Source organism: Pseudomonas sp. AC532 (genome assembly GCF_979258965.1).
The window spans coordinates 828,555-841,957 of sequence record NZ_OZ409888.1 but is presented as its reverse complement, the minus strand read 5'-3'; the positions used below and the strand labels follow the sequence as shown (position 1 = coordinate 841,957).

General features: G+C 64.3%; 10 protein-coding genes. 5 read left to right on the top strand and 5 right to left on the bottom strand.

Annotated elements, in window-relative coordinates; all coding sequences use genetic code 11:
* Nucleotides 1–55 precede the first annotated feature (55 nt).
* Nucleotides 56–1,549, top strand: a complete 1,494-nt coding sequence (pap, locus tag ACZ0AV_RS04055; RefSeq protein WP_499149844.1) for a polyphosphate:AMP phosphotransferase — start codon at nt 56–58, stop codon at nt 1,547–1,549.
* 71 nt (nt 1,550–1,620) lie between these two features.
* Here pap and ACZ0AV_RS04050 read toward each other — a convergent pair whose 3' ends face one another.
* The 3 genes from ACZ0AV_RS04050 to ACZ0AV_RS04040 all read right to left on the bottom strand — a co-directional run bounded on the left by ACZ0AV_RS04050 (nt 1,621) and on the right by ACZ0AV_RS04040 (nt 3,679).
* Complete coding sequence (locus ACZ0AV_RS04050; protein ID WP_499149843.1) at nt 1,621–1,833, bottom strand: DUF6316 family protein; 213 nt, start codon at nt 1,831–1,833, stop codon at nt 1,621–1,623.
* An 840-nt stretch (nt 1,834–2,673) separates the two neighbouring features.
* Nucleotides 2,674–3,075 carry a YbaN family protein gene (locus tag ACZ0AV_RS04045; RefSeq protein ID WP_499153287.1) on the bottom strand — a complete coding sequence of 134 codons (402 nt, stop codon included), beginning with the start codon at nt 3,073–3,075 and terminating at the stop codon, nt 2,674–2,676.
* A gap of 16 nt (nt 3,076–3,091) precedes the next feature.
* Entirely contained in the window at nt 3,092–3,679 is a 588-nt protein-coding gene (locus ACZ0AV_RS04040; RefSeq protein ID WP_499149842.1) for a UPF0149 family protein, read from the bottom strand.
* 364 nt (nt 3,680–4,043) lie between these two features.
* Between ACZ0AV_RS04040 and recQ the strand changes: the two genes are divergently transcribed.
* From recQ to ACZ0AV_RS04020, 4 genes are all read left to right on the top strand, one after another.
* The gene (recQ, locus tag ACZ0AV_RS04035) at nt 4,044–6,167 is read left to right on the top strand and encodes a DNA helicase RecQ (protein WP_499149841.1); all 2,124 of its coding nucleotides are present in this window, start codon (nt 4,044–4,046) and stop codon (nt 6,165–6,167) included.
* Between the two features lie 118 nt (nt 6,168–6,285).
* Entirely contained in the window at nt 6,286–6,720 is a 435-nt protein-coding gene (locus ACZ0AV_RS04030) for a MarR family transcriptional regulator (protein ID WP_499149840.1), read from the top strand.
* A complete protein-coding gene (locus ACZ0AV_RS04025) occupies nt 6,720–8,120 on the top strand; it encodes a DHA2 family efflux MFS transporter permease subunit (RefSeq protein WP_499149839.1) in 1,401 nt (466 codons plus the stop codon). The genes ACZ0AV_RS04030 and ACZ0AV_RS04025 overlap by 1 nt, the downstream gene beginning before the upstream one ends.
* Nucleotides 8,121–8,357: 237 nt before the next feature.
* Nucleotides 8,358–10,487, top strand: coding sequence for a motility hub landmark protein FimV (locus ACZ0AV_RS04020; RefSeq protein WP_499149838.1), 2,130 nt, complete (start codon nt 8,358–8,360; stop codon nt 10,485–10,487).
* Between the two features lie 1,022 nt (nt 10,488–11,509).
* Here ACZ0AV_RS04020 and ACZ0AV_RS04015 read toward each other — a convergent pair.
* A complete protein-coding gene (locus ACZ0AV_RS04015; protein ID WP_499149837.1) occupies nt 11,510–11,851 on the bottom strand; it encodes an EscU/YscU/HrcU family type III secretion system export apparatus switch protein in 342 nt (113 codons plus the stop codon).
* Nucleotides 11,848–13,383 (bottom strand): flagellar hook-length control protein FliK, encoded by a 1,536-nt coding sequence (gene fliK / locus ACZ0AV_RS04010; protein WP_499149836.1) that lies wholly within the window; start codon nt 13,381–13,383, stop codon nt 11,848–11,850. The genes ACZ0AV_RS04015 and fliK overlap by 4 nt, the downstream gene beginning before the upstream one ends.
* Between the last annotated feature and the right edge of the window lie 20 nt (nt 13,384–13,403).

The following is a 13,403-nucleotide window of genomic DNA, read 5'->3' as shown; positions in this document are numbered from 1 at the left end:
TGCGCTGGAGTGTCAGCCCCACCTAGTCTGGTGAGACAGTTCAGGAGAGGTGCTTATGTTCGAATCTGCGGAGATCGACCACGTCATCGACAAGGCCACATTCGATGCAGAGGAACAAGTACTGCGCGAGGCGCTGCTCGAGGCGCAGTACGCGTTGCGTGAGCAGGGTCGGCATGCGGTGATCATCTTGATCAACGGCATCGAGGGGGCGGGCAAGGGCGAGACGGTGAAGCTGCTCAACGAGTGGATGGATCCGCGGCTGATTCAGGTCAGCACCTTCGATCAGCAAACCGACGAGGAGCTGGCCCGGCCACCGGCCTGGCGTTATTGGCGGCAATTGCCGCCCAAGGGGCGTATCGGCATCTTTTTCGGCAACTGGTACAGCCAGATGCTGCAGGGGCGTGTGCATGGCGACCTGAAGAAGGACGAACTCAATGGCGCCATCGAAGGCGCGCTGGGCCTGGAGCAGATGTTGTGCAACGAAGGCACGCTGATCTTCAAGTTCTGGTTCCATCTCTCCAAGGAGCAGATGCTCACGCGGCTCAAAACCCTGCAGGACGATCCGTTGCACAGCTGGCGCTTGAGCCCGCTGGACTGGCAGCAGTCGAAGACCTACGACAAGTTCGTACGTGCCGGCGAAGACGTGCTGCGCCGTACCAGCCGCGACTATTCGCCCTGGTACATCGTGGCCGGCGCGGATGCCAACTACCGTAGCCTGACGGTCGGTCGCATCCTGCTGGAGGGGTTGCAGGCTGCGTTGCGTGGCACCGGCGAGCGGGCGCCACTGCCCCACGCGACGCCGCTGACCACGCGCACCGATCAGCGCAGCCTGCTCGACAGCCTGGACATGAGTGTGAGCCTGGGCAAGGCGGACTACCGCGAGCAACTGACCCGCGAGCAGGCGCGCCTTTCACAATTGATGCGCGACAAGCGCATGCGGCGCCATGCCCTGGTTGCAGTGTTCGAGGGCAATGATGCCGCGGGCAAGGGCGGCGCCATTCGCCGGGTTGCCGCAGCCCTGGATCCTCGCCAATACCGCATCGTGCCGATCGCCGCGCCAACCGAGGAGGAGCGCGCCCAGCCCTACCTGTGGCGGTTCTGGCGGCATATCCCGGCGCGTGGCAAGTTCACCGTATTCGACCGCTCCTGGTACGGGCGCGTACTGGTGGAGCGCGTCGAAGGTTTTTGTGCGCCGGCCGATTGGCTGCGCGCCTATGGCGAGATCAATGATTTCGAGGAGCAACTGAGCAATGCCGGCGTGGTGCTGGTGAAGTTCTGGCTGGCAATCGACGAGCAAACCCAGTTGGCGCGCTTTCGTGAGCGCGAGGCCAATCCGGTCAAGCGTTTCAAGATCACCGAGGAAGACTGGCGCAACCGCGAGAAGTGGCGGCAATACCGTGAGGCAGTGGGCGACATGGTTGACCGCACCAGCACCCGCCTTGCGCCGTGGACGCTGGTCGAGGCCAACGACAAGCCCTATGCGCGGGTAAAGGTGCTGCGCACCATCAATGATGCGTTGCAAGCAGCGTTCGATGAAGACAAGCACTAGCGCGGGTGCACTGCGCCTGTTGCGGATGGGCCGCGAGCGCCGTGGCTTTGGGGCATCTGCCTGCGGCTGAACTAGGCGTTGTTGCGGCTTTCGAGGATCGCCAGCGATTGGCTCATGCGGTCGATGTAGCGGGGAATGCTGCGCTCTGCCTCGCTGCGCGAAAAATAGGGGCCCTCGAGCGTGCCTTCACGTGTCGTGAAAAAGAAACGGCCATTGATGGTGCTGATGCGGTCACTGCGAAAGTGAGTGGTCTGCACCGTATCCTGCGCGCGCTGAATGGCCATGGGGCACCTTCGAATAATCTAATGCTCTTCGAGTGTATCAGCGGTTTGAAAACCTGCTCGCGCGGTGCTACCCGCAGGTACAGCAATCCTACGTTGCCACGTGGGAGCGTCGCCCCCGGCGCGAAAGATCGTGGGTGTATCGCGACATCGGCATTGCCCGCTCGATTCGCCGCGAGGTCGCGACTCCTACAACAGCAGCGCACACCGCGCAGGAGCGTCGCCCCCGGCGCCAAAGATCGTGGGCATACCGCGACACTGGCATTGCCCGCTCGATTCGCCGCGAGGTCGCGACTCCTACAACAGCACCGCACGCCGCGTAGGAGTGTCGCCCCCGGCGCGAAAGACCGTGGGTGTAACGCGACATCGGCATTGCCCACTCGATTCGCCGCGAGGGCGCGACTCCTACAACAGCAGCGCACACCGCGTAGGAGCGTCGCCCCCGGCGCGAAAGATCGTGGGCGTACCGCGACATCGGCATTGCCCACTCGATTCGCCGCGAGGTCGCGACTCCTACAACAGCAGCGCACACCGCGCAGGAGCGTCGCCCCCGGCGCCAAAAATTGTGGGTGTACCGCGACATCGGCATTGCCCACTCGATTCGCCGCGAGGTCGCGACTCCTATAACAGCAGCGCACACCGCGTAGGAGCGTCGCCCCCGGCACGAAAGATCGTGGGCGTATAGCGACGTCGGCGTTGCCCACTCGATTCGCCGCGAGGTCGCGACTCCTACAACAGCAGCGCACACCGCGTAGGAACGTCGCCCCAGCGCGAAAGATCGTGGGCGTAGAGCGATACCGGCATGGGCCCGGCGATTTCCCGCGCCGACCAGGCACGTCGCCCCTAGCGGCGGTCGGGAAGGGTCTTCTGTTTAAGGATATACAGGCTGACCAGCACAGCACTGGTTAGCATGAACGCCCGCGCCCAGATCAGCGGAACCAGCCAGCAGGAAATGCCGATGCTCAACCACATCAACGCGATGGCATAGCACTTGGCTTTGCGCGGGATGCCGTCACCGTTGAGGTAGTCGCGAATCCACGGGCCCAGGTGCGGGTGGTCGACCAGCCACAGGTAGAATCGCCGGGAACTGCGCATGAAGCAGGCCGCTGCGAGCAACAGGAACGGTGTGGTGGGCAGCACCGGAAGAAATATCCCCAGCACGCCCAGCGCCACGCTCAGCCAGCCGATGACCAGCAGGCTGTAGCGCAGCAGAGGGTTGCGTGTTTCATAGGGTTCGCGCGCCATATCGATGGCGTCGCCATCAGTGGTGGCGAGGCTTGAGCAGCGCCGGTTTTTCATCAGGCGCGTTGCACAGCAGGAACAGGGCGGTGAGCAGCTCAGGAATCTGTTCGACCATGCTGTCGACCAGGTCGCGGTCACGGGCGATTTCGGCGAACTCCGGCTGCTCGTCGAACAGGCCGGAACCGACCATGATCGGCAGCAGCAGTTCGCTGACTTCATCTTCGGCATCGTCGAACCACACGGCTTCGCGCAGGAATACGCCTTCCATGAAGCCAATGCACCAGCCGCGCAGGTCGGAGTCGTCCGGCTCGTCACCCAGGTCGAGGTCACAGGGCACTTCAGGCTCGTCGTCGCTGGCCAGTTGGCGGGCGATGTGCGCCTGCAGCTGGATCAGTGTGGCTTCGATATCATCGCGTTCTTCATCGCTGCGGTAGTGCGGCGGCTCGGAGAACAGCGCGTCGATCCATTCGCGGGGTTCGACTTTGTCCGGGCAGATGGACAGGGCAGTCAGGTAACCGTGTGCGGCGACATAGTCCAGCGCTTCTTCGTGCAGCTCATCGGCATCGAGGAAGGCTTGCAGGCGGGACAGTTGCTCGGCGAAGGACATCGGTGGCTACCTTGAAAGAGTAAACGAGGCTGGATTCTAGCAGGCTGTTGAAAAACTATCTGCGTTGCCGTCGCCTGATTGCACAGAGCCTGGCAAGGCGTTTGCGCTGGCGTGCAGCTCGATGACAAGCAATCTACCAGGGCATGACAGGGTCGCTTCGAGCGGCCCCATCAGGCGGCCGCAACAGGCCGCCATCGGCTCTCCTGCGGCGCATCGCATGCGTTTTTCAAGCACCTGCTAGAGCAGACCCGCCCGCCGGGCCAGAGTTGCAGCCAAAACAACCTGCCACACGCTAAAAAACACATCACGTGCCGTCCTCGCGAGACACTTGCGTATAATGCCCCGCTTGATTCGGAGACCCTACATGCTCGAGCAGGCGCAACGCATCCTCAAAGACGTTTTTGGCTATGACAGCTTCCGTGGCCGCCAGGGTGCGATCATCGAGCGCGTGGCCAGCGGCGGCGATGCGCTGGTGCTGATGCCCACCGGTGGCGGCAAGTCGCTGTGTTTCCAGGTGCCGGCGCTGTTGCGCGAGGGCCTGGCGGTAGTGGTGTCGCCGCTGATCGCGCTGATGGACGACCAGGTGGCTACGCTCGAAGAGCTGGGGGTCGCCGCCGTGGCCCTGAACTCCACGCTGGAGGCCGACCAGCAGCGCGAGATCGCCGAGCGCATCCGCCGTGGCGAGATCAAGATGCTCTATCTCGCCCCCGAGCGGCTCGTGCAACCGCGCATGCTGGCATTCCTGCAGCAGCTGCAGATTGCTCTTTTCGCCATCGATGAAGCGCATTGCGTGTCGCAGTGGGGGCATGATTTCCGTCCCGAGTACCTGCAGCTGGGGCAATTGGCCGAACTGTTTCCCGAGGTGCCGCGCATCGCCCTGACGGCGACCGCCGACATGCGTACGCGCGAGGAAATCGTCAATCGCCTGCACCTGCAGGACGCCGAGCGCTTTCTGTCGAGTTTCGACCGCCCCAATATCTTCTACCGCATCGTGCCCAAAGAGCAGCCGCGCAAGCAGTTGCTGGCCTTCCTGGCTGCGCGCAAGGGTGATGCCGGTATCGTTTACTGCCTGTCGCGCAAGAAGGTCGAAGAAGTCGCTGCCTACCTGTCTGAGCAGGGTTTCCCGGCATTGCCCTATCACGCGGGGTTGCCAGCCGAACTGCGTGCCTACAACCAGAAGCGCTTCCTCAATGAGGAAGGCCTGATCATGGTCGCGACCATCGCCTTCGGCATGGGCATCGACAAACCCAACGTACGGTTTGTCGCCCACCTCGACCTGCCCAAGTCGCTGGAGGCCTATTACCAGGAGACCGGCCGCGGTGGCCGCGACGGGCTGCCTGCCGATGCCTGGATGGCCTACGGGCTGCAGGACATGATTTTCCTCAAGCAGATGCTCGCCAACTCCGAGGGTGATGAACGCCACAAGCGCGTGGAACAGCACAAGCTCGATGCCATGCTGGCGCTGTGTGAGGAGACCCGCTGCCGCCGTCAGGTGCTGCTGGCCTATTTCGACGAAGACCTGCCACAGCCCTGCGGCCACTGCGACAACTGCACCGATGGCGTACAGACCTGGGATGCCACCGAGCCGGCGCGCCAGGCACTGTCGGCGATCTACCGCAGTGGCCAGCGCTATGGCGTTGGCCACCTGGTGGACATTCTGCTCGGTCGCGACAATGAAAAAATTCGCGGGCTTGGCCACCAGCACCTGTCGGTGTTCGGTGTCGGCAGCGCACTCAGCGACGGTGAGTGGCGCTCGCTGTTTCGGCAATTGGTGGCGCGTGGCCTGGCTGATGTCGACCTGGAGGGCTACGGTGGCCTGCGTCTGTCCGACAGCTGCCGGCCCCTGCTGCGCGGCGAAGTGAGCCTGCAACTGCGCCGCGATCTCAAACCGCAGCAGAGCGCCAAGGCCTCGGGCAGTGCGGCCCGTCAGTTGGTGCGTGGTGACGAGCGCGAGCAGTGGGAAGCCCTGCGGGCCTTGCGCAAGCGCCTGGCAGAGGAGCATGCGGTGCCGCCGTATGTGATCTTCCCGGATGCAACGTTGCTGGAGATGCTGCGCAGCAAGCCGACCACCCTGGCGGAAATGGCTCGGGTCAGCGGGGTGGGTGCGCGCAAGCTGGAGCGCTACGGCGACGCGTTCCTCGAAGTGCTGGCCGGTGGCGACACGCCGCAGCCGGTCGTCGACCTGCGCCATGAGCTGGTCAGCCTGGCGCGCGCCGGGATGACGCCCACGCAGATCGCCAACCAGCTTGGCTGCAGCCAGAAAAGCGCCTACACGTTGCTTGCCGAGGCCATTGCCGATCAACAGATTTCGCTGGAGCAGGCTCTGGACCTGCCGGAGGAACTGCTTGGCGAAATCCAGGATGCATTTCTCGATGGCGAGGGCGAATTGCCCCCTGTGGCGCAGATCAGTGCGATGTTCGTCGGCCGCGTGGAGGAGGGGGTGCTGCATTGCGTTCGTGCTGCCCTGCAGGCCGAATTCGAAGCCTGATCGACGATGATGGGCGCGACGGACTCTTGTCTTGCAACGACTGCAATCTTGCTCTCTATCAAAAGCTATGGTTAGCTCGCTAATAATTAGTTTTTTGATAATTCCAAGAGTTGCCTGAATGTCCCATTCCGAACAACACCGTTTCGCTATGCAGTTGGCCCAGCTATCGCGTTCCTGGCGCGCCGAACTGGATCGGCGTCTTGCCGGCCTGGGGCTGTCGCAGGCGCGCTGGCTGGTGCTGCTGCACATCGGTCGCTTCGCCGAATTGCCGACCCAGCGGGAGCTGGCACAGAGCGTTGGGGTAGAAGGGCCTACCCTGGCACGCCTGCTCGACAGCCTGGAGGCGCAGGGGCTGGTCAGCCGCCAGGCGGTGCCGGAAGACCGGCGTGCCAAGAAAATCGCCCTGTGTCCGCCCGCCAAACCATTGATCGAGCAGATCGAGGCCATCTCCACGCAACTTCGCGAAGAGCTTTTCGCCGGTATCGACGAAGAGGACTTACGCCGTTGTCAGCAGGTGCACGCACGCATCCTGGGTAACCTGGAACGGCGCTGATGGAAGGGCTGTCTCTGCTGCAGAGACGCTTCGGGCCGCGTTATCCGCACTACCTGCTGATCGTGCTGATGCTGGGCAGCATGGCCATGATCCTCGCCTCGACCAGCATCAATGTCGCGCTACCGGCCATCATGGCCGACTTCGATATCGGGCGGCCGCTGGCCCAGTGGCTGTCCACCGGCTTTCTCGCCGCCATGACCGCAGGGCTGCTGCTTTCTGCCTGGGCCCAGGCGCGCCTCGGCGCACGCCTGACCGCGCAGGCCGGCTTGAGCCTGTTCATCGTGACCTCGTTGCTGGCGCTGGTGGCTGGCGCTGCCTGGCAACTGATCGCGTTGCGCATCATCCAGGGCCTGTGCGCCGGGATCGTCCAGCCGCTGGCCATGGTGCTGATCTTCAAGGTGTTCGCCGGCGGTGGCCGCGGTACTGCCCTGGGCGCTTACGGGCTCGGTGTGATGATCGCGCCGACGCTGGGGCCGACGATCGGCGGTTACCTGGTCGACGGGTTTGGCTGGTATGCGATCTTCTGGTTACCGCTGCCGATGTGCGTGCTGGCGATGCTCGCCGGGCAGTTTCTGATGCCCAGCGAGCGACAGTCCAACACACCGTTTCTGGATATCTGGGCGTTCGCGCTGCTCTGCATCGGCTTGTTCGCCGGGCTAGGCGCCCTCGCGGAAGCCCAGCGCTTCGCCTGGAGCGAGCCGCGCGTGTGGCTGACCGGACTGGCCGGGGTGCTTGGCGGGGGCGGATTTCTGCTGCGCAGCCGCTACAGCCGGCGGCCCCTGCTGCCGCTCGGCTTGTGGCGACGCAGCGGTTTTCGCAAGGCCAGCTGGGTGGCCCTGGCGCTGGGGCTCGGGCTGTACGGCACGACCTACCTGATTCCGCTGCACGTGCAGACCGTCGAAGGGTACAGCGCAGGTTGGGCGGGACTGTTGTTGCTGCCCACCGGCATCGTGATGGGCATGGCGTCGTTTCTCGGCGGCTGGATGAGTGATCGCCTGTCCACCGCCGTGCTGCTGGTCAGCGGTTTGCTGTTGTTGGCGGTCTCGTCTTTCGGGTTCGGGTGGCTGGAGCCGGGCGCGTCGTTTCTGGTGCTGTGCTGTTGGGCGTGCGTGGGGCGTATTGGCCTGGGCATCCTGCTGCCGGCCCTGAACACCGGTGCGCTGGACATTCTCGACCGCGATGAACTGGCCCATGGAGCAGGGGCCATCACCTTCGTGCGCCAGTTGGGCGGGGCGTTCGGCGTCAACCTGCTGACCTTTTTTTTGGAATGGCGGCATCAGCGCGAAGGGGGCGACATTGCCGCCGAAGTGCTGGCGTTCCAGCAGAGTTTCATGCTCATGGGAGCGGTGTTCGCACTCACCGTCGTCGCCGCTTGGCGGATGGGTTTGTCACAACGTTGACGGTGTTCACATAACTAGCCGAATTTTCAGCTTTTTGCGTATGATGGCTAAATGTTGAGGTCGAGCGAGTCATGCCGTTGGAAAACTCGCAAGCCCTTGAAATATGACCATACTCACTATTCGGTGTGACAGGGAGCGTTTACCGACGCAGCGCTGTGCCACGCCGCATTTGCAGGGGCACCCGGTCCGGTTCCGGTGGCTGAAGCTACTCTTCGAGCGGAGTTATCGGGAGCTTTTATGACTCGTGTTCGTCACCTACTGATCGGCCTGGCATCGGGTTCGGCGTTTTATTCGGGACTGGCGCCGGCGCTCGGGCTGGGTGAAATCACCCTGCACTCAGCGCTGAACCAGCCATTGAACGCCGAGATCGAGCTGTTGGCGGTCGCCGACGACATGAGCGCCTCTGACGTCAGGGTTTCCCTGGCGCCGGCCGATGCCTTCAACCTGGCTGGCGTCGACCGTGTGTATTTTCTCAACGACCTGCGCTTCAGCCCGGTTTTGCGTGGCGGCAAAAGTGTCGTGCGGGTGGTCTCCAACCAGCCGGTGCGCGAGCCGTATCTGAACTTCATCGTGGAGCTCAAGCGCCCTGGTGGACAGTTGCTGCGTGAGTACACGTTGTTGCTCGATCCTCCCTCGTCCTCTTCCTACAGCGCCCAGGCCGCACCGGTCGGCGACGAGCAGTTCACGTCCTATGCGCCGCCGCGCCGCACGCCCATCGCCAGCCGCGGCGAGCGCTATCAGGTGGCCAGCGGAGAAAGCCTGTGGACGATCGCGTCCAAACTGCGGGTCGACGGCAATCAGAGTTCCCTGCAGGATCTGATGCTGGATATTCACGCGCTCAACCCGCAAGCCTTCAGCAACGGCGATATTCACCGCCTGCGCGCGGGGGTGTCCCTGCTGCTGCCGGATCACGCCCGTGTCGCCGAGCCAGCGCCAAGCCCGCCTGCCGAAAGCGGGGAGGCACCACGGCCCGAAGCGCCGGCTGAAATCATCCCCGATACCGCACCTCAACAACCTGCCGAACCGCAGGTCGAGGTGCTCGCGCAGATTCGCCGGGTCGAAGAGGAAGTCGCCAACCGCACGGCCGAGAACATGCAACTGCAGCAGGATCTGCTGGTGGTGCAGAACCAACTGAAGGATTTGATGACGCGCATGGAAGCGCGTGATCAGCAGATCGCCCAGTTGCTCGAGCAACTCGCCCAGCGGCCGGCGTCGGCTGCATCTGCCGAACCTGCGCCGGCAGTATCCGCCGCACCCGCCGCGCAGAACGTGGCGCCGGCCGCTGAGGCGCCGGCGGTTGCCCCCGCGCCGGTCGCGCAGCCGGCTAGCGACAGCTTCTGGAACCTGTGGAATATGCTGTTGGCAGCGCTGCTCGCCATTCTGGCGCTGGCGCTGGTGCTGTTCAAACGCAAGCGCAAGCCGGCCCCTGAAGCGGTTGCCGAGCCGGTGGTGGTCGTGCCGCCTGCGGCCCAGGTGCTTGCTACCGAGGTCAGCGAACCGCTGGTGGCGCCACGCGCTGCGGTGGTTGACGTGCCGTTGCCGGTCCGCACACCGGTGGTGGCGAGAGCGGAGCCGAGCCCGACCGATCCACTGGACGGTGCCAATATCTACCTCGCCTATGGGCGCCTGGGCGAAGCAGTATCGGTGTTGCGACAGGCGTGCGAGGACAATCCGCAGCGGCTGGACATCCGGTTCCGTCTGCTCGAAGTGCTGGCCCAGCAAGGCAATACCGTTGCCTTCGCCGAAGAAGAGGCGAAGCTGCGCCAGGCCGGTTTCGACGCAGCGCGCATCGATGCCCTGAAATCCCGCTACCCGGCGCTGTTCATGCTGCCGCCGGAAACCCAGGATGCCGACGAACTGCCGCCGCTCGACGATCTCGAGGAGCTGACCCTCGACCTCGACGACGTGCCAGCGCCCGAGCCGAAGAAAAATCAGGACGACGACTTCCAGCTCAACCTGGATGATCTCTCGCTGGACGCCGACTGGGACCTGGTCAACCCGTTCGAAAATGGTGCGCGTCAGCGGCGTGGCGCCGCAGAGGCCGACGTGTCGGCTGCGCGTGCCGAGCCGTCGGCCGATATCTTCGGTCACCACGACGTCAACAGCCCATTCGCCGGCACCATGCTGGTCGAAGAGGAGGGGGCGGAGCACAATTGGCTGGAGCTGGACGACCTGCCTGGCGACTCCACCGATGGCCTGGATCGTTTCGTCACCAGCCACGAGAACCTCACCAAGCTCAACCTGGCGATGGCCTACATCGAGCAGGATGACCTGGAGGCCGCCTGTAACATCCTCAACGAAGTGATCAACGAGGGTGACGAAGACGAGAAGCAGGAAGCGCGCGAGCTGCTGGCACGCATCGCCTAGCAGCTCTGCTGGCGGCGCAGTCATCTCTACGCGGATGTAATCGTTCGTAGGAGCGTCGCCCCCGGCGCGAAAAATCGTGGCCTTACCGCAATATCGGCGTCGTACCTACGATCGCCGCGGGGTCGCGGCTCCTACGCGGATGTAATCGTTCGTAGGAGCGTCGCCCCCGGCGCGAAAAATCGTGGCCTTACCGCAATATCGGCGTCGTACCTGCGATTCGCCGCGGGGTCGCGGCTCCTACGCGGATGTAATCGTTCGTAGGAGCGTTGCCCCCGGCGCGAAAGATCGTGGCCTTACCGCAATATCGGCGTCGTACCTACGATTCGCCGCGGGGTCGCGGCTCCTACGCGGATGTAATCGTTCGTAGGAGCGTCGCCCCCGGCGCGAAAAATCGTGGCCTTACCGCAATATCGGCGTCGTACCTACGATTCGCCGCGGGGTCGCGGCTCCTAAGGGGTGTGGCGCTTGTAGGAGCGTCGCCCCCGGCGCGAAAAATCGTGGCCTTACCGCAATATCGGCGTCGTACCTACGATCGCCACTGGGTCGCGGCTCCTACGCGGATGTAGTCGTTCGTAGGAGCGTCGCCCCCGGCGCGAAAAATCGTGGCCTTACCGCAATATCGGCGTCGTACCTACGATTCGCCGCGGGGTCGCGGCTCCTACGGGGTGTGGCGCTTGTAGGAGCGTGGCCCCCGGCGCGAAAAATCGTGGCCACACCGCAGTATCGGCGTCGTACCTACGATTCGCCGCGGGGTCGCGGCTCCTACGGGGTGTGGCGCTTGTAGGAGCGTGGCCCCCGGCGCAAAAGATCGTGGCCACACCGCAATATCGGCGTCGTACCTGCGATTCGCCGCGGGGTCGCGGCTCCTAAGGGGTGTGGCGCTTGTAGGAGCGTCGCCCCCGGCGCGAAAAATCGTGGCCTTACCGCAATATCGGCGTCGTACCTACGATCGCCGCGGGGTCGCGGCTCCTGCTGCGCCCCGATTCCGAGCACGTCGGTCGCGCGGCTGTCGTGTCAACGCCCTAGCGGCCGCTGTTCTTGCGACTGGGGCCGTCAAGCAGAAGCGGACCTTCCTTTGGTTTGCCGCGAGGGTCGAAGCCTGGCGGGTACTTGCCCTTCAGGTACCAGGCAAACGCGATGATTTCGGCGATGCAGCGGTACAACTGCTCGGGTATCGCTTCGCCCAGTTCCAGGCGTGCCAGCAAGCGCACCAGTTCGGCGTTCTCGTAGATCGGTACGTCGTGAGCACGGGCGATGGCGAGTATCGCTTCGGCGAGTTCGTCATCACCCTTGGCGCTGAGGTTGGGGGCGTTCTGGCCGTCGTAGGTGAGGGCGATGGCCTGGCGGGGGGCTTTGTTGCTCATGCGGTTTCGTCGACCCAGCGCTGTTCCAGAGAAGTTTTCGGGCCCTGCGGCGGCGTACCCTGGCTGCAGGCCAGGTCGCCAACCGTCAGACCGGCCGTCACCAGGCGTTCGCGCAGGTTGCCCAGCTCGCGGTCGATCAGCCCGGCGGTGCTGGCGCGCTCGGCCCACAGCTGGCTGGACAGGCTGCCGTGGGCGAGCTGCGCCTGCACCTGCAGCGGCCCCAGCGGATCCAGGTCGAACGCCAGGTCGATGCGCCAGAGCGCTTCCTTGGGGTCCTGCTTGCCGGAGGGCGCCGGTTCCTCGTGCTGGATTTTCACCTGCAGCGGTACCAGCTCCTGCTGATTGCGCATCGGCACTTCGATCTGCCAGGTGGTCACCAGGGCGCCATCCGGCCCGGTCTGGCTCTGGGCCAGGCTGGAGAGCTGATGGGTCTGCAGGCGCGAAATGGCCGCAGCGGCCAGCTTGAGCAGCCCCTCCAGGTCGCTTTCCCCCTCCATGGCCTGCAGCAGGCGACTGGGCAGGGGAAAGCTCATCGCCTGCTGACGACCGCTGCTCTGGCCGATGTTGCCGAGGATATTGCGCGCGAACGCGGGCAGCGCCTGGGTCATGGCGTTGGCGCTTGCGGCGGCCAGCGGCGCCGAGCCGGGCAGCAGGGGCAGCAATTGGCTGACCAGGCGCAGCAGGTTGGCTTTCATGTCGGTGCTCAGCGCGCCGGGCTGGCCCGCCAGCAGTTTGCTTTCGAGAAACAGGCCGCTGTTTTCCAGCGCCTGCATCAGCCCCTTGCCGCTGCTCATCTGCTCGCCGCTCGGCAGCCCGCCCAGCAGTTTGTCGATGCTGCCGCGCAGGCCGTCGGGCATGCCGGCCTGATTGCCCATGCCCTTCAATGCCGCCATCAACCCCTCCAGGGAGCCCTGGCGGCTTTGCTGATTGCCGAGTTGCTGGAGCAGGGCCAGTTGGTCGAGCCGCCCGCTCAGCGGCAGGAAGGACAGCGAATGATCGCTCTGCACGCGGGCGCTGAGCAGGCTGCCCAGTGGCAGGTCGAGGTGGGTTTCCAGGCTCAGCTTGCTGCCTGCCAGCGGCGTATTGAGGAGGTTCACCAGAACCTTGTAGACGACTTGGGCGGCCTGTCCGGGCACGGCTTCGCGGGAGACGACCTTGCCCTGGAGGAGGGTGCCGACGGGTAACTGTTCCAGATCGATACTGGTCAGGGGTTTGCCGCCGGCCAGCACTGCCAGGGCCAGGCGGGTTTCCGATAGCGCAGTGACTGCCAACGCCGTGCCCTGGGCCACGGGCAGCGGGCTGTTGGCCTGCAACGTTGCCTGGCGGCCGTTGTCCAGGGTCACGCGCAGCATCAGCTGAAAACTCTGCGCTCCTTCCTTCAGGCCCACGACCTCTGCCTTGGCGCTTTCACCGCTGAGCATCAGGCCATCGAGGGGCTGCAGCAGCTTGACCGCCAGATCGGCGGCATTGGTCAGCGGCCTGCTGGCTGGAGGCGTTGCGGCGATAGGACGCGATCCACTGATCTCGGTCATCAAGTCTCATACTCTGTGGG